Annotated in this window: 17 protein-coding genes; 9 read left to right on the forward strand and 8 right to left on the reverse strand. The window is 43.2% G+C overall.

The genetic code is table 11. The features are described from left to right. Positions 1-183 precede the first annotated feature (183 nt). A complete protein-coding gene (locus tag AC27HD_RS17370; protein WP_487107390.1) occupies positions 184-1,668 on the reverse strand; it encodes a BNR-4 repeat-containing protein in 1,485 nt (494 codons plus the stop codon). Between the two features lie 287 nt (positions 1,669-1,955). Between AC27HD_RS17370 and AC27HD_RS17375 the strand changes: the two genes are divergently transcribed. The 6 genes from AC27HD_RS17375 to AC27HD_RS17400 all read left to right on the forward strand — a co-directional run bounded on the left by AC27HD_RS17375 (position 1,956) and on the right by AC27HD_RS17400 (position 10,102). Further along, a complete protein-coding gene (locus AC27HD_RS17375; protein WP_487107422.1) occupies positions 1,956-3,419 on the forward strand; it encodes a BNR-4 repeat-containing protein in 1,464 nt (487 codons plus the stop codon). Positions 3,420-3,777: 358 nt separating this feature from the next. Then, on the forward strand, positions 3,778-6,555 hold the full coding sequence (locus tag AC27HD_RS17380; protein ID WP_487107392.1) for an alpha-L-rhamnosidase: 2,778 nt from the start codon (positions 3,778-3,780) through the stop codon (positions 6,553-6,555). Then, positions 6,548-7,792, forward strand: coding sequence for an alginate lyase family protein (locus AC27HD_RS17385; protein ID WP_487107394.1), 1,245 nt, complete (start codon positions 6,548-6,550; stop codon positions 7,790-7,792). Before AC27HD_RS17380 ends, AC27HD_RS17385 begins: the two co-directional genes overlap by 8 nt. 50 nt (positions 7,793-7,842) lie before the next feature. Then, the gene (locus AC27HD_RS17390; RefSeq protein ID WP_487107396.1) at positions 7,843-9,303 is read left to right on the forward strand and encodes a tetratricopeptide repeat protein; all 1,461 of its coding nucleotides are present in this window, start codon (positions 7,843-7,845) and stop codon (positions 9,301-9,303) included. Between the two features lie 222 nt (positions 9,304-9,525). Next, positions 9,526-9,750: a hypothetical protein gene (locus tag AC27HD_RS17395; RefSeq protein ID WP_487107398.1), complete on the forward strand. Its 225-nt coding sequence runs from the start codon at positions 9,526-9,528 to the stop codon at positions 9,748-9,750. A gap of 58 nt (positions 9,751-9,808) precedes the next feature. Beyond that, the gene (locus AC27HD_RS17400; RefSeq protein ID WP_487107400.1) at positions 9,809-10,102 is read left to right on the forward strand and encodes a 3-keto-disaccharide hydrolase; all 294 of its coding nucleotides are present in this window, start codon (positions 9,809-9,811) and stop codon (positions 10,100-10,102) included. Between the two features lie 222 nt (positions 10,103-10,324). On the opposite strand, the gene AC27HD_RS17405 is transcribed toward AC27HD_RS17400, so the two are convergent. The 3 genes from AC27HD_RS17405 to AC27HD_RS17415 are packed head-to-tail and all read right to left on the reverse strand — an operon-like array spanning position 10,325 to position 14,797. Beyond that, positions 10,325-11,830, reverse strand: coding sequence for a sulfatase (locus AC27HD_RS17405; RefSeq protein WP_487107402.1), 1,506 nt, complete (start codon positions 11,828-11,830; stop codon positions 10,325-10,327). 9 nt (positions 11,831-11,839) lie between these two features. Then, entirely contained in the window at positions 11,840-13,324 is a 1,485-nt protein-coding gene (locus tag AC27HD_RS17410; protein ID WP_487107404.1) for a sulfatase family protein, read from the reverse strand. Between the two features lie 51 nt (positions 13,325-13,375). Then, positions 13,376-14,797 (reverse strand): sulfatase, encoded by a 1,422-nt coding sequence (locus AC27HD_RS17415; protein ID WP_487107406.1) that lies wholly within the window; start codon positions 14,795-14,797, stop codon positions 13,376-13,378. Positions 14,798-15,027: 230 nt separating this feature from the next. Here AC27HD_RS17415 and AC27HD_RS17420 point away from each other — a divergent pair, with 230 nt between their 5' ends. After that, positions 15,028-15,258 carry a hypothetical protein gene (locus AC27HD_RS17420; RefSeq protein ID WP_487107408.1) on the forward strand — a complete coding sequence of 77 codons (231 nt, stop codon included), beginning with the start codon at positions 15,028-15,030 and terminating at the stop codon, positions 15,256-15,258. A gap of 25 nt (positions 15,259-15,283) precedes the next feature. On the opposite strand, the gene AC27HD_RS17425 is transcribed toward AC27HD_RS17420, so the two are convergent. From AC27HD_RS17425 to AC27HD_RS17435, 3 genes are all read right to left on the reverse strand, one after another. Then, positions 15,284-15,601, reverse strand: a complete 318-nt coding sequence (locus AC27HD_RS17425; protein ID WP_487107410.1) for a hypothetical protein — start codon at positions 15,599-15,601, stop codon at positions 15,284-15,286. Between the two features lie 435 nt (positions 15,602-16,036). Next, on the reverse strand, positions 16,037-18,655 hold the full coding sequence (gene secD / locus AC27HD_RS17430; RefSeq protein ID WP_487107412.1) for a protein translocase subunit SecD: 2,619 nt from the start codon (positions 18,653-18,655) through the stop codon (positions 16,037-16,039). Between the two features lie 70 nt (positions 18,656-18,725). Continuing rightward, positions 18,726-19,121, reverse strand: a complete 396-nt coding sequence (locus AC27HD_RS17435) for a hypothetical protein (protein WP_487107414.1) — start codon at positions 19,119-19,121, stop codon at positions 18,726-18,728. Positions 19,122-19,274: 153 nt separating this feature from the next. On the opposite strand from AC27HD_RS17435, the gene AC27HD_RS17440 reads away from it, so the two are divergent. Then, the gene (locus AC27HD_RS17440; RefSeq protein ID WP_487107416.1) at positions 19,275-19,799 is read left to right on the forward strand and encodes a DUF421 domain-containing protein; all 525 of its coding nucleotides are present in this window, start codon (positions 19,275-19,277) and stop codon (positions 19,797-19,799) included. A 27-nt stretch (positions 19,800-19,826) separates the two neighbouring features. Here the strand turns inward: AC27HD_RS17440 and AC27HD_RS17445 are convergent, their stop codons facing one another. Then, positions 19,827-21,026: a helix-turn-helix domain-containing protein gene (locus AC27HD_RS17445; RefSeq protein ID WP_487107418.1), complete on the reverse strand. Its 1,200-nt coding sequence runs from the start codon at positions 21,024-21,026 to the stop codon at positions 19,827-19,829. A 244-nt stretch (positions 21,027-21,270) separates the two neighbouring features. On the opposite strand from AC27HD_RS17445, the gene AC27HD_RS17450 reads away from it, so the two are divergent. Next, the gene (locus AC27HD_RS17450; RefSeq protein WP_487107420.1) at positions 21,271-22,215 is read left to right on the forward strand and encodes a DUF2306 domain-containing protein; all 945 of its coding nucleotides are present in this window, start codon (positions 21,271-21,273) and stop codon (positions 22,213-22,215) included. Positions 22,216-22,992: the final 777 nt, after the last annotated feature.

The raw sequence follows: 22,992 nt of genomic DNA on the forward strand, positions 1-22,992 counted from the left end.
AAACCTCGTGTCGTTTCTGTTAGTTTTACAATGGCAGCGCGCAATTGAATGGGCGATTTCCATATGTGCGATACTGGTAGAGTAAATAATGGTGTTATACTTCAGAAAAAGGCATGCTATCTACAGCACTCATAAAGCTCTCATAAAACGCTCTGGCATGCTCTCAGGCGAGTTAGGATTTCACTATTTCAACGAAAATATCTGTAGAAATAGACTGCGCTTGTCGCCAGAACCTTCGGCTTTTTTAAGATAATAATAAGCCTTGCTATCTTTAAAAAAGACCACGGCCTTATCGAAGTTTGGTCCTTCACTGTGTTCGTAAATCGTAGTGAAGTTTTCTGCCTTGCCTTTAGCTTTTGCAATTACGACCCGCCCATTTTTTAAGCCGGTAAGATAGACATCATCGCCATTGCTAAAGAGTTGCCCGCCAAACGGTATCCGAACTGTAGTGAAATCTTTCTGGCCAGCCTTACGAAATGTGTGAAGGTTGGTCTGTTCATTAAACTCAAGGTCTTCTACTTTACTTACAAAGTGCTCATCGCCGCTGTTTGTTACCGTGAAGTCAAATCCATGAACAATGGACACTTGGTTCTTTTTCTGTGTTTTAGCCCAGTCTCCAGGCTCTTCAATTTGGATTTGCTCAGAAATAGCGAGAGGAATTTCAATTGGTGCATCTTGCGCGTTCTTCCAGTTCAAGACGCCTTGTGGATCGTCAGAATAAGCGTAGTAAATACCGTTTTGGTAAAGATATTTATCTGAGGTATTTTTAGAACGTCGCTGAAAGGCTATGCGAAACTTACCGCCTGTATATTTGAAGTCGCCGTACAAGCCCCAGTTGTATTCACTACCATGCTCTGACGCTAGAACCCGATTGAAGTCATTATAGCCTTGCCACTTTTTGCCATCGTAGCGGGCAAAAAGCATTTTTCCATTCGCTGAAAAGCCATAGCGCATTTTCATAAATAAGTCGCCATTATCCCCAGTGAAGAATGCAGGGTAGGTAAGCAGCTTTGTTGTATCGACATCTTCAATACCAGAAAACTCTAGGTGCTTATAGTGGCCTGCAGGAGAATTAACGAATAGTGGAAGCGCAAAATCTTCGTCGGGAGCGGACGCTGCACCTTCTATAGAAAATGAGTAACGTAAGTAATCACTAGAAAATGCTTCCACTCTTCCATTGCGATGCATGTCATATAGCAAGTGTATAGTATCGTCAGCAGGGCTTATGCCCACCGCAATGGTATTGTGTGTCTCGCCTAACCACCATTTGCCTCTGAAGCCGGTGTGCCGGTGGGGAAACTGAATGGTTTTAAGTACTCCCGTTTTCGTATTTAGGCGCGAAAGCATAACATGCCGGTTGTCCTTACCTCCCTGATACCATGTCATAAAAACGAAGTGTTTATAAACTTTTATGCAGTCACCATGGGGAGACAACGCATCGCCAAAAATGTAATCGTAGCCCTCCGGGTTATTTTTAGAATACGAGCCTTTTACCTTGTTACCGTTAAAAAATATGGCCTTGTCAGTCACTATCGTCTCAGTATCCAAGCTAACGGAAGCACTAGCACTAATACTGATCAGAAGCGAGTAAACAAGAGACAGAGATACAAGATTTTGTTTGATGGAGACCAATGACGTACGTAAGTCTTGCGCTGAATGTGAAAACAAACTCTGCCCCTTCTTTGGTATAGCTAATGTATTAACCAGTAGTGCTGCGTAACAAAACGGGTATCGCTTTCAATCATCTCAAAATGATTGAAATTGGTTAATATTGAGTGAAAATGGTTTTAATTAAATGTACACTGCTTGTAAGTGTATAGCGAGAAAAACCGATGAAAATAAATCTAAGCATGCGTGAAATGGTAAGCCGACTAAGTACGGCACTGAAAACAGCAATTGCGCTATCAGTGCTAACAGCCTGTACAGCAAATGATAGCGTGTCGTTAACCTCCAACATGAGCAATACAAGCGGAGTATTGCTGGAAAGCCAGACAAAAATTACTGACGGCGCACTCCATTTTGATGGCAAGAAACTCAATCACAACACTTTTGAAAACCCTTCAAAAAGCCAAGCGTATGACTATTTTTTTGGCAGGAATATCTCAGCTCACGGTGACGCTGTTAAACCTTACAAACACTTTGTTTTTATGACTTGGTACAAAGGGGGCAAAGAAGAGCGAAACGTTATGCTTTCGCGGTTCAACACAAAGACTGGGATTGTTAAAACGATTCAATTTCCTCATAGGCATACCGGATTTAGAGGCGATCCGCTGGTAGGTGAATCGCACAACACCATTGGTTTAGCAGTGAGCCCGTTAAACGGAACCATTCATATGGTTTACGACATGCACGCCTATGTTGATGATGATGAAACAGGCAGATTTAAAGGAAGGTTTGTCGACGATTTTTTCCGCTATTCTTTTTCTGTGGCTGGTGCAGCAGATGTGCCTGACGACGAATTTACACTGGAGCAATTTGTTAAAGATACTAGCGAGTTGAGTCAGGGCGCAGATGATTATAAACACTTGACCATGACCGGTAATTTACAAGACAAAGAAAATTTTTCTGCGCTAACCTATCCTAAATTTTACACGAGTAAAGATGGGGAGCTGCTTCACTATATGCGCTGGGGTGGCAATAACAACGGCGCTTATTACTTCAATAAATATGATGCAAAAAACCAGAAATGGACCCGCTTTACACCGTTTAATCACAAGGATCAAAAGACTCACGGCAACGCATACAATTGGGGACTGTATGGCCAAATGAAGTATATAAACGGTAAGTTGCGCGTAGGGTTTCAACAGCGTAGCGCAAATAATGATGACCGTTTCAAATATCAAAATGGTGTTTATTATGCCTACTCTGATCATCCTGATGGTTTAGGGAATTGGAAAAATGTAGATGGCGAAGACATGACCTGGCCTTTGGTTAACTCTGATGAAATAAAAATATTTGAGCCTGGTGATTACATCGATCATACAGCACCTAATTCTGTACACATTGTAACGGGCTTCGACTGGACGGTTACTGAAAACGACGATATTCATTTCATAACTCATGTTCGTTCTACGGATACTAAGCGAAGTGACTACAAGGAAGTATCGATACACGCCTTTAAACCCGGCAATGCAGTAGACTTTACTATTACAACTGACTTTACCGGGGCCGATTCTATTTATACATCGGGTGATAGTATTTTTATAATCGGGCTTAAAAATGGTTATCCGTTTGTTGAAAAAGCAAAGGGAGGTTCTAACGATTTTGAAGTCGTTTATCAGCAAACCTCAGGGGTGAAATTTGACCACGGGACCATTCATATCGAAAACGGCAAAGCGTATTACTATCTGATGGAGAAAGGAACAGGTAACGCGCTCCCGCTTCATTTACAAGTCATCGACTTGGGTGTTACTGAGTAAACCAAATACACTGACTTGTGACTTTTCAATTAAAAGAATAGGTTGGTTCAAAAATGAGAAAACTAAAACGCTGAATACTCCCTATCGGTAGTATTCAGCTATGAACCTACCTTAATCGCAAGATGCTAATGCAATTTTCAACAATCTTGTTCAAAATGAGTCAAATGTAATCATTTATGTTGAACTGTGTTAAAGTTTTGTATTTCCACGGGTCCTATCTGAATAACGTAGTGAAGGCCTCAATGTTAATAAATATCTATTGAGAGTAAGCAACATGCTCAGGCCTTCATTTTTTAAAGTAAGTAGCTGGCGACTTTTTACGTCCGTATGCTTAATAACGTTGATGTTATTTTCCTGCATGAGCAATGATAAATTGACCTCTAAATTGGTTCAGCCAAAGCAGCTTTCGATAAGTGAAGGTTTTACCGCACCGGTTGGATTTTATGACCCTCAGCCTACATTTTCATGGAAGTTACCCGCCGATGCTACAGTAAAGTCACAGTCGCGATATCGAATAGTGGTAGCGACGTCGCCAGAACTATTACCTGACAATCCAGACTTGTGGGATAGCAACGTCATAAATAGCAGCGCAACGAATTTTATCCCATACCAGGGGCTTGAGCTAAGCTCGCGTCAACATGTTTTCTGGCAGGTTAAATATTGGAACGAAGAGGGTATTGATTCTCACTGGAGCGAACCAGCATCGTTCGAACTCGGGTTGTTGTCTAATAATGACTGGAGCGGGAAGTGGATTGAAATAGAACAATCTGGCCCGCCTTTGCGAGACTCATTCGATACGCCTATCCATATTCCACAATATTTGCGAACGACGTTCACGGCAGATAAGAGTATTAAATCGGCACGCTTGTATATTACTGCTAAAGGATTGTTCGAATCATTTATCAACGGCAACCGCGTTGGGACCGATGTACTGACACCCGGCTATACCCCATATCACAAACGTATCGAAACCCTTACTTACGACGTAACCAAACTGATTGCTTCTGGTGAAAATGCCATCGGTATTACACTCGCTGAAGGATGGTATGCAGGGCGTTTTGGCCCAAAACGTCATTGGCACAAAAAACAACATGTTACTCCAAAGGCGTTAGCGCAACTAGAGATTGAATATGTAGACGGTACGCGCAAAGTTGTAGTGACTAATAACAGTTGGCAAGCGACTCAGGAAGGTCCATTAAGACGATCGAGTTTGTACGATGGTGAAATATTTGATGCTAACTTTTTACTTGAAAGTGATAACGCTAGCTGGAATGAGCCCCAATATGAAACAGAAAACGCATCTGCAAAATGGCGCCCGGTACGCTCTTCACACATAGAGAGCGACGTTCTTCTTGAGCCCAAACGTCATTTTACATCCAAGAATAAGCAATTTTTAACGCCGGTATCTCTTCAGAGAATTGATGACAAGATTATATTTGATCTCGGGCAGAATATGGTGGGGGTTACGCGCGTCAACCTGCCAATGACCAAAGGGAAAACACTCCGGTTAAGGTTCGCTGAAGGGATTAATAGTGACGGTAGCTTATATACAAAAAATCTGGGAAGCGCTGCTCAGGAAGATAGCTATATTGCGGCCAAAAGCGGTGTTGTAAACTGGCAACCTCAATTCACCTTTCATGGCTTTCGCTTTGTTGAAGTAAGTGGTTTCGATGCAAAAGAAGCGCCTCAACTTGATTGGATAACAGGCATTGTTCAATACACAGACTTTGAGTTAACAGGGCAATTTACCTCATCAGACCCCAAATTAAACCAGTTACAGTCGAATATTGAATGGGGACTCAAAGGAAACTTTTTGGATATTCCCACAGACTGTCCTCAACGCTCTGAGAGGTTGGGGTGGACTGGCGATGCGCTTGCCTTCGCGCCCACATCGCTATTTATTGCCGATAGCCATGCCTTTTGGAGCGCTTGGTTGCAATCTATTAGAGAAGAACAGTTTGAAGATCACGGTATTCCTGTCGTAGTACCTAACGAAGTAGGAGAGATTGTGCAGGCAGGTTGGTCAGACGCCGCAGTGACCATTCCATGGGATGTCTATTGGCGTACGGGAGATGAGCGCGTTCTTAGAGAGAACTACGATATGATGAAGCGTTGGATCCTTTATCATCAAGGTGAGCTTGAAAATGGCATAAGTAAAATGTGGACAGTTGGAGACTGGTTGCAACCTTATTCAACGCGCAAGGATTCGCGCCGAGGCGAAACTGACCATGGTCTTATTTCAACGGCTTTTTATGCTCGCTCTCTAGATATTGTTGCACGCACAGCTACGGTGCTGAAGGAAAGTGAAGACGCAACGTATTACGCTGCGTTATTTGAAGAAGCCAAAGCGAACTTCCAAGAAGCTTTCTTTGACCAACGAGGCAATATCAAACAAGGTCAACCCACGCAAACCTCCTATTTGCTGGCCATAGGCTTTGAGTTGCTTTCTGATGAGGTTTTAGATGCTGCTAAAGCTCATCTAATGGAGCAATTTGAAATTGCCGGCGGGCACCTTAGAACGGGTTTTTTAGGTACACCTCTAATAGCTCCTGTGTTGGAAAAAATTGGCCGGCAAGATTTTGCATTAGCGCTCTTGTTCAAAGACTCTTATCCATCGTGGCTTTTCCCAGTGTCTCAGGGGGCTACAACGATGTGGGAACGATGGGATGGATATACGCATGACAAAGGCTATGTTAAAAAAGCGGGTTCGTTAAATCACTACGCTTATGGTGCTATTGGCCAGTGGATGTACGATAGGTTAGCAGGTATATCTCCACTAAGCGCTGGTTATAAAAAAGTTCGAATTGCTCCTATTGTGACGACCCATTTGTCACACGCCGGTGCAACTTATCAATCACCTCATGGCGAAATTAAGTCTTATTGGTTTTTGAGCCAAGATGAGCTGCGCATGGAAATAACAATACCGCCCAATGTCACTGCTTCAATTGAAGTGCCGTCGGTTGTCCACGTTAAAAAAATTGTGGGAACTGCAAGTGAAATAAAGAAACTGAATGGAGTGGTGATGGTAAATGGTTCAGCACTTAACGCCGAACCAACAAATGGTGTGCAAATGAGTCAACCCTTTGAGTTACCGTCTGGGCATTACGTTATAAGAGTAAGTGAAAACAATGAATAACCCGCATTATTTGTTTAAAAGTGTCGCTTTCTTTTTTGCTATTTCTTTACTTGGCTTTGTTATCGCTTCTGAGAGAAAAGATGCAAACGAACCACTCATTTACTTGAATGAAGAGAGGTTGCTTATATCAAAGCAGAGACTCTCAGAGGGACAAGAGCCGTATCAAGATGCGTACGAGAAAGTGCTTAGCATCGCTAATGAAGCATTAGAAAAACCGGTAGACCCTGTAACGAACAAAACGATGTTACCAGCGAGTGGCGACATTCATGATTACCATACGTTGGGCTCATACTACTGGCCAGATGAAACTAAAGAAGACGGCTTGCCCTGGATATATAAAGATGGACAGTTCAACCCTATTTCTAACGGGCCAGAGACTGATTGGCTTAGAAGAAAGGCAATGCTTGACTCGTTAGAAGTACTTACTCTTGCCTTCTATTTCTCTAAAAATGCTGTTTACTTGGAAAAGGCAAAAGACATTGTTGAAACATGGTTTATAAATAACGATACAAAAATGAACCCAAACGTGGACTACGGAAAGGCAATTCCAGGTAAGACAGGGGGCACCAACTTTTCTATCATCGACTGGACTGATATAGGCAAAGTAGTCACGGTGGCGCAGTTGTTAAAGCGCACTGGGCTTTGGCAGGAGATAGAAGCATCAAAAATGCGGTTGTGGTTTGAGGAATACTACGTATGGCTGACAACAAGTGATTTTGGAAAGTTAGAAGAAACAAGAAAAAACAACCACGGAACAAACTACGATTATCAAGCGATAGGTTTAATGCTCTATTTAGGCAAGAAGAGTGATGCTATAGAGAAATTAAATGCCGTTAAAACAACACGGATCGCAGCGCAAATAGAACTTGATGGAAGTCAGCCGTTGGAATTGGCGAGAACCAAATCGGTTAACTACAGCGTTAACAATCTTTGGGCTTTAGCGCGAATTACTGATTTAGGTCGTCGCCATACACCTGTAAATCTATTGCAGTTTAAAAGCCAAACCGGTGCGAGCATTAAGACTGCAATAAGCTTTTTAGTACCATACATTTTGGGTGAAAATAAGTGGAAGTGGAAGCAGATTTCAGGAGGCGGTGCAGAAAATCAACTACAAAACCTTGCAGCGCCGAAAATAAACCAAATGGCGTTATTGCTGGGTGAAAAACCTCCATTCGATAATGTTTCTGTTTACGAAAAGTTATCCGCGGCAGATGTACTGACGTATGCGCCCTATTAATTACCAGATTTAACCAACCAGGTTATCCACTTTAGAAAGGAAGCATTGTTATGTGCCTCAAGAAATGTTTTGCGGTAATGCTCGTTGCATTTTTATCTCACAGTAGTTATGCAGTAAATGTTCTTAAAGCCAATACAGAGTTTAAGAAAGGAAATTACACAGTTGCTCTAACTCTTTATGAGGAAGGTGCGAAGTTAGGTAATACGCATGCGCAGTATCAACTTGGCGTGATGTACTTAAAAGGGCTTGGGGTTGAGTCTAGTGAAGTTTCCTCTATGATCTATTTATCGTTGGCAGCAGAGCAGCGCTACCATAATGCGCAAAGCATCATTGAAAAGATGCGCTCGTCATTAAATGAACAGGATCTTTCGCTTCTCACTAAAGCGATAGAGGAGCAACGAACTACTCACAAAAAGTTTCAGCAACAGCGTTTACCCGAGGTTAATCTAAATACAATTAACCAAGAAGTTACTTTTGGCGATAAGAACTTGCTTGAGCAAAAAATTTACTTCGAAGAACTCAGTGAGTTTCAGAATTTCGGTGACGAGCTCCAAAATTCTGTTAGCGGTTTTGATGATGAAGGTGGCGGGGAGTCATTAGATGTCGCGATAGTGGTTAATAACCCGGGCTTTTTAGTCGTAGAGAATGATGTTGCAAGTGACGGTTCGGTTAGGTACGTGCGCGAAATTCAAAAATCTGGGAACACTAGACGTTTTCTTGATGCATATAAGCTATTTCCATTGGGACAACCTGAAATAGATAACAAGTCTACAGAATTTGTACATCGCGCCTACATGGGGGCGGCAATCGATGACCAGTTTTATTTAAACAAAAACTTGCCACGATTGTATCGAGAAACTCGCCGTGTTCTGCGAGCGGCCAAAGATAATCCAACACTAGAATCATTGTATCAATACGCAATGGCGATGATTATCTTCCCTTGGATGGAAAGTGAAGACAACGAAGCGGAAACTTTGCTCAAGCAGCTTGCTGAAAAAGGGCACCCAGGGGCCATGTACGAATACGGTTTTCAGCTGTATATGCACCAAAAGGACATACCGGAAGCGGTTAAATGGATAGTGCAGGCTAGCAAGTATGGACTCTCGAGAGCAGAGTATCGATTGGGCAAACTGTTGCTTACAAGCCCTTGGGTTATTAACGACGAGAAAAAAGCACTTTTCTGGTTTGCTTCGGCCGCGGAGAAGGGGGATGACGCTGCAGCCTTGCATGTAGCAAAAATAAAGCTTACCGCTGATGATGAATCGTTAATTGATGTGCCTGGTGCAATACAGTATTTAGATACTATCGCCAGTGCGCAAAACCTCAACCCCGAATACCAATACCTGCTTTCGATATCTTACAGACTTCGCAAAGAGCGAGACTTTAAGAAGTCGGTTGAGCTATTAGAGAAAGCTATCTCAATGGGAATGCGAACTAACTGGGACACTTCTGAGTGGCAGGCATTGTTGGCTAAATTGCTGCAAGGCAACATCTCGGTAACTGACTTATAAGGTCAATACGAGCGTTCCTCAAAACAGAACAAGCAGTGGTAAACGAGTTGACGGTTACTACTGGGGAAAGCATACGAGCAACGTTATGTCCAAGCGGCACATACGTAATGCGTATCGGCATGAAAAAAAGAAAAAGTATGAATAGCCTATATTCCGAACGGTGAGCAGCGTAAAAACGCGATCAACGCTTTTTCGAAATAATTACTCCACACCAAGTGGTGGATGTGTGAATCAATCGAATCTGAAGCCGCACTGCTTAAACAGTTAAATCAACTTGATGCTTGCCATGGCGAGCCTGAAATCAAAAATGGTTTTCTACACTTTTTACACGAACACTATGTTATTCCCACCGCTTGGAATAAGTTTGATGATGCCCATGTTGATGCGCTAACCAAGCGTTTAACGCAACAAGATTTGCTTTCAAAAATGGTCTTAGCACAGCAATGATTTACATCCTATTCAAAGAGATAAACCGCTCTCAGGAAGGCGAAAGTGGTTGTACCCAGTGCACCCAACACGCTCTCACCGCGATGAAGATTTTTTAAAAAACCACTTAGGTGAGTGGGGTTCACGTCAAAGTAAAGCCTATAAACATTTAGCGTGGAATAAACTTAAAATTGTCTGTCGAGGCACGGACATAAAAATCTTTGTCAACGGCATATTGACTACACACGTCGAGGATGCAAAAGACAGCGCAGGTGTTATCGCATTTCAACATCACGGAAGCGAAATTTACCAGATGCAAAGAGACAAACGCAACGCGGTACGTTTCCGCAATATTACTGTCAGACCTTTTTAGTTTGTCCGGGATCAATGTGGTAGTTTTCGGTATAAAATACGCTGCAGCTTACTGATAAAAGCTATTTCCAAAAAAGATATAAACAGCGCTTCAAGTACCAAGCCGGAAGCCACAGCAATATCTATAGCGAATCAGGTGAGCTATAGAACATCTGAAACCCGCGCTGGGGCCACTTGAATAACCTTGGCACGGGGTTTCCAAAGGTTCTTTAGCTGCTCGTGACTAATGAGACTGCTCAGCAAGCCCTGGCCAACGTTTATCCTCCGTCAATATTGCAGCACTCCTACGTCGGTTGTAAGCTTCGTCGTACATGGGGTTTAATTGAGAGGGAATATCCGCTCCAATAGTTTGCTGCCAATTCGATAGCCTGGCTTTCAATTCATTGAAAATTTCTGGATAGCGATCTCTGACGTTAACGGTTTCTCCAACATCCCGAGTTACGTTGTATAGCTCGTAATCATTGTTTTCGAAATACTGAATAAGCTTCCAGTCTCCGCTTCGAATTGCGCTACCGGGCCGAGTGCGAAAGAGCGGATCTTGCGACTGATCAGTCGGGGCGTGATGGGCCTGTAGGTAAATCGGGAAATGCCAAAATATGTCCCTCGAAGCCCGTTGCTGGTGGCCCATTAATATGGGCGTCAAATCTATGCCATCTAAGGGTTGTGTTGGGCTTTTTGCATGTGAAAGTGCTTGTAGGGTTGGATAAAAATCGGCATTGATAACCGGCGTGTGCTTTGTACCGGGTTGTATTTTACTCGTCCAGCGAAATAACAAGGGGACACGCAAACCGCCTTCGTAATAAGAACCTTTACCCGCGCGTAAAGGCGACGGAAAGGAAGACATGCGATATCCCCCATTGTCAGAAGTAAAAATCACCAGAGTATTTTCATCTAAGCCCTCAACTTTCAACATATTCATTATGCGTCCTACATTAGTGTCCATGTGTTCTACCATGGCCGCATAAGTTGCCTGCTTTTCGTTGGTAATTCCTTTATTCCGGTATTTTTCTACTCTATCCAGCACTGCTTGGTAAGGTGTGTGAACAGTATAGTACGGGATGTAGGCAAAGAATGGTTGTTCTTTTTGGGCTTTCATCCAGCTGATCGCTTCCGCGGTTAATCGATCGGTTAGATACTCTCCCTCTGGACCATCTTCAATATTCGGTAAGTTGTAAGGACTAAAATAATGAAACGTCATCCCCTGATGACTGCCCGCTATATTTACATCGAAACCCTGCTCATCAGGATCAGCTCCTAAGTGCCACTTGCCAAAATGTCCCGTTGTATAGCCTGCGGTTTTTAAGGTTTCGCCTAGAGTGGTAATCTCTGTAGATAAGCCCCTTTTATTCTTAATTGGGATCAACTTACGTGTTTTTATATCCCCCCGGGCTGATGGTGAAACCGTATATACGCCATGTCGAGGGCCATACTGACCGGACATTAAAACGGCTCTACTAGGGGCACAATTTGCCGCTCCTGCGTAAGCATTGTCGAAATTCAGACTCTGTTGAGCAAGCATATCTATATTGGGCGTTTCAAATAAATCAGTTGTCTGGTTATACCCAACATCAGACCAACCTAAATCATCGACCACTATCATCACAATATTGGGCTTAGTGAAGTTAGGCGATACAACTTTTTCGTTAAATTTGGAATTGGAAAGCGACGGCCCATTGCTGCAGGAAGCGAGTGCTAAGCAGAATACAATTGCGAGGATGTATAATTTCATTTGCGGTCCTTATTCTTCATTCCGATGCTGCCAGTGTTCGATTATTAGGTAATCATCTTCTTTCAAGATGTTTAAGTGCTCAGGCTTTAGTCGTGTTTTTTTCAGCGGGTTGTTTTGATCGAGTTTGAATGTAGGAGCATAGAGCAACGGCACGTTACCCATTTCTTCATCGAGAAAGTCCCCTTGCTTCTCCATCCATGAAAACAGTTCTGTTTTAAGTCGTTCAACTACATCTCGCATGTGTGGCGCATTAATCAGGTTATTTTTTTCGAAAGGGTCGGCTTCTAAGTCATATAATTCTTCAAAGGGAGTGTCAGCGTGTTTTAACGCACCTAATCGCAAAAACACATTTGCGTTTTCATTGTCAGTGAGGTTTTCATTTAATACGTCCAGTGCGTTGAAGTTTCGTATGTATTTGAAGCGCTTGTCACGAATCATGCGGGAGGGGAATACATGGGCATTAATGATGTTTTGATTGGTGCTTATGCCGTAAACGTATTGATGTATAGGCCTATCTATTCCCCTTAATAAAGGGAGAAAGCTTTTACCGTCCATCTCGCTATCTGTTGCACCGCCTGCGATGTCAATAAAAGTAGGTAATACATCAGTAAAGTGGATCAGTTGTTCTGAATGAGAATTGGCGGGAACAACGCCAGGCCACCGCACCACAAATGGCACCTTTAATCCGATATCTCTTACCGTGAATTTACCGGATACTCCATGGTCGGCACTGTAAATAAACACTGTATTATCAGGAAGAATACGGTCGACCATGTCCAACACATACTTCAGTTGAGTATTGTCCTCCTGAATACTGCGATAGTAGCCTGCTCTCTTAGCGATATAGTCCGGGTTTGTTTTTAAGTGCTCGTCGTGAGGATAAAACGTTAAACTTTCAGGCACAGGATCTTCTACCGTGAAGTACTTGCCATGGGGATACTTTGAGGCAATAAACATCACAAACGGTTTTGTAGCTGTTAAAAAGTAGCTCTCAATGTCTTCTAACGGAATATAGTCACGGGGAACTCCCGCTTTGGGTACCGGCTCCCATTCCCGATCCCAGTCATAAACTGACTCCGGTCTCACATGACTTTTCCCCGCTAACACTACTTCATAGCCCAGGGCTCGCATTTTCTTTGTTACCGCGTCTATATTGGGTTTAGTGGGGGTATGATTTGCAAAAGCGCCGTTTTTTATGGGGTAATTTCCGGTAAACAATTGAGATCGGCTGGGGGCGCAAATTGCCTGCCCTGTAAATGCGTTGCCAAAATACACGCCTTCTTTTGCCAAGCGGTCAACTGCTGAAGTATCGACCTTTTTGTTACCGTAAACACCATAATCCGTATAGTCTTGGTCATCAGCCAGGTAAAATACAATATTGGGTCGGTTTGTATTATATTGTTGGATAGCTGTCGATGCAGGCCCCTCCTGTTTTGCGCAACCCATTAGAAAACCTGCTAAAAGTACGCCCAAAAGAATTTTGTAGAGTCTCATTTTCACCCGTATCCCCATAGATCTATTTCCCCTAAATGCCATGACCAGTCGCTAGCGTGTAACGCATTGGTGATATTTCGTACAGTTTTGCAGCATCGTTTTTAATGCGTTTACATGCTTCTTATAGTCAGGGGTTGCTGACTGATTAATGGTTTCGTATGGGTCAACGGTGAAATCGTATAGCATTTCCTCAACGCGCGAATCATCTGCTTTATAGGTAGTAAAAATCAAATCATCGGTAATGATAGAGTCACCGTTTTTGAAGCGACTATAAACCTGCTTTTTGTGGGTGTTTGAAGGTGCGGTCATTACTTTTGTAAAACTCTGTCCATCAATATGTTGCGGTTTGGGGATTTTGGCTAAATCCAGTACCGTAGGAAAAATGTCGATTAGTTCCAGAAGTGCATCTGATTTTTCATTCTTTGCTACAGAGGGGCCAGCTATGATGAGAGGTACTTGCAACGCCGTTTTTAATAAGGTGTGTTTAGTCCAAAAGTTGTGTTCGCCTAAATGGAAACCGTGATCGCTTACAAAAATTACAGTGGTATTTTCCCGCAAACCTAAGAATGTTAATTGTTCAAGTACATCACCAACCAGGGCATCCACGTAACTTACTGACGCGTAATAGCCGCGCTTGGAAGCGACATGGAATTCGTCACTGTTATAGACATAATCGCCAAAACTGTAAGTTTTAATTTCACCGGAACCGCGCAGCGAAGCAGGTGCTTGGCTGGGACGAGTCCGATGAAAAAATGGTGAGAACTTTTCCAGAGGATGAAGATCGTAATATTTCTTGGGCGCATAGAAAGGCAGGTGGGGGCGAATAAAACCTACGCTTAGAAAAAAAGGCTCATCTTTGGAAGCGAGAATTGATAACGCCTCTAATGTCTTGTTTTTTACTTTACCGTCTGGGTAATCTTCGTCATCGACATCCGCACTTTCGTACCAAGGAATACTCGTGTTGTCTGGGGCTGCTAATTGCTCATCCTGTTTTATTCCAGCATCGGTTCGCAACGATGTTGTGTGAGGCATTCCCGATGTATGCACGCCTTCGCTCCAGCTAACATCGGCTAAATCCCGTGGGTGATGAAATACTTTGCCTATGGCCATAGTGCGATACCCATTTTCACGCAGTACCTGGGGGAGCGATTTAGCACCCGGTGCATCAATCTCTGCCAAAGTTTTGTAATTGAGAAACCGATTTTTAGTAGGTCGCAACCCTGTGAGGAGACTGGCGCGCGAGGCGCCGCATACTGGCACATTTGCATAGGCTTGATTAAATGTAACGCCTTGAGACGCCAGTCTATCAATATTAGGCGTGTAAGCCTTTTCATCGCCATACGTCCCGAGCACCGGGCGAAGATCATCGACGATGATCATGACGATATTGTGTTGATTGGACTGCGACGCCTGACCGGAAAAGGCCAATAAAGTAATAATTGCACCAAAAATACACCACTTTGCGTTTGTCATGTCTCACCTTACTCGTAAACCGTTTTCTATGTACTAAGGTTCCCGAAAAGCATCGCGTGACCGTGGTCACACACTGAATGCTCCGCAAACAGAACACCTATTAACAATATTTACATTCTGACACAATGTGACTAAATTTGACAATATATAATCATATCTGTTCATTATTGGTTATTTTGCATTGAGCTTAATTGACCTGCCTGCTTGATAGCTCCCTATACGAGGAATTTATGAAAACTGCTTTTCACATTGCATTTACAAGTCTTGTACTGTCGGCTTGTTCTACACACGCGGATATACAAAATCGAAATCGTGCGCTTGTAGTACCCCAGTCAGTACTTGAACAAGTTAATTTACCTCATGGGAAGTTGGCGGTAGTCATTGACGGGAACTCGCCAGATCCGGATGACATCGGCGCGACGCCTGTGCTTTTAGCACTCTTAGACAAAGCCCAAGCGTGAGTACAAGTAAAACAAACGCTATATGCTATCCTTCGTTGCAGCTGGCTTTTAGTGTAGCTAGATGTCCGTTTACAAATACATTGGCGTATACCGTATCTCCATCATCTACATTGAACGGAGTTAAATACGCTTTCATTTTGGCTGCATTGTCACTGTTTACACTGTAAAAAACTTCTATTTTTTGAGAAGTGATGTTGGCAGCGTCAGTAATAGCAATAGCTTGAACATCAATGGCAACTTTATTTGATAGCCTTAAAGCTTCATCACCTACTATTGCGCCTATTGTTACAAATTCACTGGCATCTGAATAAGTCACTTCAATGAACGCCCTGGCTTTACCCATAAATAAGTGCCGGTAATTAGATTTAACGCGGTTGGTGTGCTCGTAAGGAGAGCCGTTTTCAAGGGCTTTTACCTTTAAGCCTTCACTGAAATGGTAATAAGTTTTATGGCTTCCATAAGGATAAAAGTTATTTTCATCGTCAATAGTTTCAGTGGTGATTACTTTCGCAGTATTAAAACCACCTTCAGCTGCATAAGTGTCAATGCTGTGTCTTAAACCAATAGGGGAGTCAGCGGTTTTAAACTCTTTCTCTAAGATTTTAACGAGGAGACAGTTTGCTGACCAACACGCCGAAAATAGCTAAAACCGCACTAAGTAGAATGATGTGGTCTACAGCAAACACAAGTTATCTCCTTCTAACATAATAGTATTGAAGTATATAGATGAAATGGGCAAAGCGGTATTCCACCGCCCTACCTATTTCGATTTAAGCGTTTAAGGTATATGTGCCAGCGACGCTTTTACCTCCTCGGCTGTTGGGCGAAGCTGTGCTTTCCCCCTTTGCTCTCTGCGTTTACCCAACATATGGAGTAACGATGAGGTAATAAACAAAGTAGATGAAGTACCTATAACGACGGCAAATACCATGGGTACGGCAAAACTATTAACGGCTTCTCCCCCAACTAACGCCATAGGTAACAACGCGAGAAGCGTGGTTAACGAGGTAAATACCGTTCTGCTAAGCGTGCTATTTACCGCTTCATTTATGATATCAGCCAGCGAGCGCTCTGGGCTAATGCGCAGTAACTCTCTTACGCGATCTAACACTACCACTTTATCGTTAATTGAGTACCCTATTAAGGCCAGTAGCGCGGCCACCGCGGTAAGATTAAACTCAATACCGGTTAAGGCAATAAACCCAATGGTTTTGGTTAAATCAAGCAGCACGGTAAGCAAAGCCGCGGTAGCAAAATGCGCTTCAAACTGAAACCATAGATAGGCCAGCATTCCGCCACCAGCAATCAGTAAAGCTAAAATAGATAGGTCGGCAAAGCCGTCACTCACTTTCGGCCCCACAACATCAACCTTGTTAAATACTACAGTGCTGTCAGCGTCTTGTATCACCTGTTTTAGCGCTTCAATATTGCTGCCTTGCGTGGCAACTGTATTAGCGTCGGTATTAGCTCCTGTATTTGCTCCTATATTAGATAATGCGTTCGATTGTTCCGATACTGGTGCACGTAATAAGTACTGATTCTTTGCACCATACTCCTGAATAGCAATATCTTCAAAGTGGTGCTCTTTTAACACTGTGCGCAACTGCTCCGTAGAAAGCTGCGGCGCAGAAATTTCCATCATAGTGCCGCCAGTAAAGTCTACGCCATATTGCAGGCCAGGCTTTACGAAGAGCGCCATTGAGCACAGGGTTAATATCAGTGACACACTCAACGCTAATTTTTTAGACTTTAAAAAGTTAAACGGCCCTAACTTATCGGCCATGGTTAACAGTGGCGACGATAAATTAATGGGCTCCCTTTGATGTTTCTTAGTGGCTCGCTGCATTAGCAATTTAGTAAGCGCTACCGAGGTAAACAGCGAGGTTATCAACCCTATCGCAATAGTTACCGCAAAGCCTTTCACCGGTCCGCTGCCAAAAACAAAAAGCAAGCTAACTGCAATTAGCGTGGTGAAGTTTGAATCTACAATGGTACCAAACGCCTTTTCAAAACCAATTTTAAGCGCGCTACCTGCTGGCCGCCCTTTTTTGGTTTCCTCACGAATACGTTCATTAATTAGGATATTTGCATCTACTGCCATACCCATGGTGAGTATTAGCCCAGCAATACCAGGGAGAGTAAGTGTGGCACCAAAGAGGGTAAGCACGCCGAATACTAATGCCATATTGACCGTAAGCGCTACACTCGCAATCGCGCCCCAACGTCCGTAAATGGCTAGCATAAAGACTAAAACACCCAGTGCCCCTGCAATGCCGCTTTTCACTCCGGTTTCAATAGCATCGCTTCCTAAATCGGGCCCAACGGTACGCTCCTCAATAATATGCAGTGGAACGGGCAATGCCCCTGTGCGCAGCATGAGTGCCACATCTTGTGCTTCACTCATGGTAAAGCTACCGGTAATTTCGCCTCTGCCACCAGGAATAACACTATTGATGACCGGTGCAGTGACTACCGTATCATCTAATACTACTGCCAGCACACGGCCTATATTGTTTTTAGTCATGGTGGCAAATTGCCGGGCACCGTCATTATCTAAACGAAACGTCACTACGGGTTGACTAGTTTCAGGGCTAAACACCGCTGCCGCATCGGTAATATGCTCACCTTCTAGTGCCACATGCTTTTCTAATAAATACTTCCTGTCGTTAATGTCGGCGCGAATAAAGCTCTCACTATTGTTCACCTGAGTTTGCCAATGAAAACGCATTTGTGCCGTTGTACCTAGCAAGGCTTTTACATTGGCAGGGTCTGAAATGCCGGGCATTTGCACTAAAATAGCATCGCTACCTTGGCGGGTAACACTGGGTTCTGTGAGGCCAGTTTCGTCAAGTCGTTTACGAACAACTTCGAGGCTGCGATTAATTGCATCTTTTACTACAGCTGCTTGGTATTCCTCAGTAAGGGCTAGAGAAAGGTTAATCACATTCCCTTTTTGGCTAATACCTTTTGAATCAATACCTTTTGGAGCAGTGCTTTGCTGTGTAAGAAGAAGCGCGCTACTACCGTCAGATTGAACCGACACTTCACTTGCCCGTTGTCTAACTTTGTAAAGGTCGTCGGGGTTCGAAAGTGTAAATTGGACGCTTAGCCCTTGTTTAGAAGCATGTTTAACGTAGCGAATATTTTGTTCTCTTAAGTCACTAAAAAGCGCTGAAGAATAGGTGTCTAACTGCCGAGCAAATAACGCATCGGTATCCGCTTCTAACAATAAGTGAGAACCACCTTGTAAATCCAAACCAAGGGAAAGCGTGTGTTGGCTGTACCACTGTGGTACATGCTGGCGCAGAGAATCGGGTAAAATATTGGGAGCGGCGCTAAGTAGGCCTAGTAATATAACTAGCGCATACACTAGGCCACGAAATGAAAATCGTGTCATGAAAAGTCCTGCAATAAACCTTTAAAAAATGAGAAGCACTGCAAGTGCAGCGCGTGATATCAGTAAGGTATTACAGAGAAGATGGCGGGCCGCGACTCGATATGCCCTTCCAGTGAAAGGCAATATATTCAAAGGGTTTGCTAAAGATAGCACCCGAGAAGTCGACGAGAACTAAATGGGGTTGATACCCAAAGAGAAGTAGATGTTCATCTGAATTATCTAGGTCGGCATCTTGCTTCTGATTGTGCTGGGTAAACCCAAAGCGTGTAGCAACAGAAAGTCCGAAGTCGGAAAAGGATATCTGCGGGGTTTGCTCGTTAAACGATGCCGTATCATTCGCGGAATAAGCTGAAAATGGCGCGCTGAATACAAGTACCGACACCACAATAGAAAACACCCACGCGTAAACTGAAGACGCGTAGTTTTTCTTAAATGATGAGTGATCGTCAGTGTGACGTTCAGGCATAAAACGATGCATGAGAGCGGTAGTGATAACTTTTTATTATTCCGTTGCGCTGTATATGGGCATGAAATAGTAAAAATCAAACCGAAAAATACTAATCTCTTTGTCTACTAACACGGTACAAACAATGTTAACCGGCATGTGAAGGAGAACATCATGTTTAGCGCCGTACCTACTCTGGATATACTGCTTAAAGGCTTACTGCTAACCACTATGGGCATGTTCTGGGTGGTGTTGCTGGTACGAGTGAATGGACTACGTTCTTTTTCAAAAATGACCAATTTTGATTTCGTGATGACAGTGGCAGTAGGTTCGTTACTAGCAAGTGCGTCGCAAACCAATAGTTGGAGCGCGTTCTTTCAGGCCATAATTGCTATGGCAGCACTGTTCTTAGTGCAGTTCGTAACAGCGCGATTGCGCAGACGCTCCGATAAAATTGAAGCACTGATGCAAAACACACCAGTTATATTAATGCGCGACGGTGAAATTATTGATTCCGCGCTAGCCGAAACCAGGGTGGCTCGTAGCGATCTTATGGCAAAACTTCGAGAAGCAAACGTGCTAGACATGCAACAAGTTAGAGCGGTTGTACTGGAAACCACTGGCGACATCTCTGTGCTTCACGGAAACCATTGTGCAGATGACATGCTAGCGGGTACTAAAACTATTGGGCATCAATGATTCTCTACGTACTTATGAACCACTTATTTATACGCTCGGCACACTATAGTTCATTGTGCTTCCCTGCTTTCTATATTCATTTGGCATTTGCCCTGAAATGGCTTTAAACACCCGATTGAATGTTGCTAAGGACGAGAACCCACTTTCCAATGCTATTACTAAAATGCTCCATTGCTGGCATTCATTATCTCGTAATAGTTGCTTAGCATGCTTTACCCTAAACTGATTCACAAACAAGTTGAAGTTGGCCGCAGCAAAGTAGCCTCTTATGGCCTTACTGACTTTATATTCCGAGGTATCTAACGCTTGCGCTAAATGAGCTATTTTTAAGTTTGGTTGCAAAAATATTTTTTCTTGATGAATTAACGTATTTATTCCTTTCACGATAGCCATATCAATTGTTTCATCTTGTTCTATTGCGTTGCCCTCACTGCTAGGGCTAGTGAGACAAGAAGAATCAGAGGTGCCGCCATTTAATGACTGACTAGGTGTGTCAGCGTTTACTTGGTTTCGTGGTTCATTCTGTTGGTGGTTTTTCATTTGTCCACGTAGCTGAACACTCATTTTTTGCGAGTGAACCACGTACTGAATGGCGCCAAGAATTAGTATTGCCGAAGAACATATTAACCAAGGTGCGTAATATTCAATCTCTGTAGGCGTGAATAGAAATTTAGGTAATATTGATGAGTTAAATAAGCCGAGGAAAAAGGCTGTGGCAAAGACTATCGACTGACGCTTTTGCATGCTATTTTTGTTCTCGAACCCACGCAAAGCCTCCCAAAACGACAACGCTAAAATGCATGATGAAAGCAAGTTCGCAACCTCATTCATTCCTTGTTTGAGTTTTAGCATCTGCGCTTGAGTTAACAAGTTTGGCATATCACTCGCCACCACTAAATGCCATGTCTGATTAAATATCACTAACCCTGCAACCACAAATGCTACTGCGAAATGCCTGCGACTTAAGGGGTTATTGTCTCGAAATAGTGTTCTAGCAATCAACCAAACCGCATTACATGTCGCGCAGGTTGCTAGTCCTATTACATACTGATACGCGCCTAGGGTATCGGCACTTAATTTCTGCGTGGCCACCATACAAAGCGATGCACTGAATATGGCAACCAAATAGTTTACTGTCTGCTTATTCTGTTTGAACGCATGGGTAAGCATTATGCTCAAACTACAGCACAACAATATGTAATAGGGTAAATCGCTTTGCCACGCCACAGGGGTTCTACGCCTTTAAATATATCTCTACCCTCAGTGTAAGAAGAATCGCTGCCAAGCACAAAAGAACTTTGTTAAGGAGTATGTCAAAAGCCACAACTTAAGGTATTCATTTTTCGAATTTGAGAAGAATGAGCTCTTATTTTCTATACGCTTTAGAGAAGCTAGATATACGTGAACGGCGCGCGAGCAACTCGTAAACAACGCGCTAAAAGAGCGTAGCAATACCATAAGAGGCAAAAATATGTCAGCGACAAATCCCTTAACACCCGAGACCCTAACACCTGATACCTTAACTCCCACTACCTTAACTCTTTCAGCGAAGCTTTATGACACAAGTCTGAAGGTAGGATTTTCTTGCTTGCTTATAGCGCAAGCGTTCTTCGTTAGCTATCTAATTGCAGGCTATGGCTTTACAGGCTTAAGTGAAGGGGTATCTCAATGGAATCGTTTCAATAGTACGGCCTATGTTGCGGGTGACTATCTCGGCAATGCTATGTATGCCGCACATGTTTTATTGGCGATAGTCATGATTATTGGCGGAAGCTTACAACTTATCCCAGCCATTAGGCGTAAATATAAAGCCTTTCATAAATATAATGGCCGGCTTTTCGTAACCCTTGCATGCAGTATTTCATTAGCAGGTATGTATCTTCTTCTATCTAGGGGCACCGTAGGCAACCCTTTGCTACATGGGTTAACGGCTTTTTCGGGCGGAATGGTGATTGTAAGTAGTTTCTTTGCGATTCGCGCGATAAGAAACGCCAACGTGGCACTACATCAACGATGGGCGCTACATTTATTTTTAGCCGCCAATGGCGTGCTCTTTTTTAGGTTGTTCATTTTCGCTTGGATGACATTATTTGGCACCCTTGGCATTAATACCGCTAACTTTACTGGCCCTGCAGTAATAGGTGTAAGTGTGCTGTCTTATGTAGCACCTCATATTATTGCGCAGCTAATTTGGATGGCTAATCGCGCTTCAAATGTACATTCCGGTATTATTTCTATCGCTAAACCAGAAGCCAGTATTAATGCCAATTCAGGAACCATTTTTAAGGCCAATCATGAAAATCATGTCTTACTAAAAATCTGTATCAGCGCGACCTTACTATTTGTCTCTGCCGCATTCTTGGTTGGGCTTTTTAGTTTAACCTTCGGTATTTGGTATCCAGCAGTATCTGCATAAATAGAAGAAGTGAGGTCAGAAAAATAGGGTCAGTGTAAATTTAGCCTAAAAAGTACTCTGCCCCTATTTCTTTACAGACTTCGAAAAGAGCGAGACTTTAAGAAGTCGGTTGAGCTATTAGAGAAGGCCATCTCAATGGGAATGCGGACCAACTGGGACACTTCTGAGTGGCAGGCATTGTTGGCTAAATTGCTGCAAGGCAACATCTCGGTAACTGACTTATAAGGTCAGTACAAACGTTCCTCAAAACAGAACAAGCAGTGGTGGATGAGTTGACGGTTACTACCGGGGAATGCATATGAGCAACGTTAAGTCCAAGCGGCACATACGTAGTGCGTATCGGCATGGAAAAAAGAAAAAGTATGAAGAGCCTATATCCTGAACGGCGAGCAGCGTAAAAACGCTATCAACGCTTTTTCGAAATAATTACTCCACCCAAGTGGTGGGTGTGTTCCCTTTCGACCGTTAATCGGACGATTTTCGGATTGGCTATAGTAGTCCGCTTAAGACAGGAGCAGACGGTCAGATATGGCTCGTTTATGTCTCATTGTCAGTTAACGTAAATACTCTAAAATCGGCTTTAAGCTCACAGCGATAAGCGGACTTGTATCGTTTGTAAATAATATAAGCAAAGGGTTCCTGAAGAAAGTTCATGTCCTCGTGAGTCCACCGTAACGACTTCCGCTTGAGTTACCTCATTTAGGAGTCCTGAGAACTTGTTATATGTAAATCCATCTGACAAAACACCATGTATCACCAAAATGGTTGAATCCGAAT

This window comes from Alteromonas sp. 4NS20-0143, from assembly GCF_057542855.1.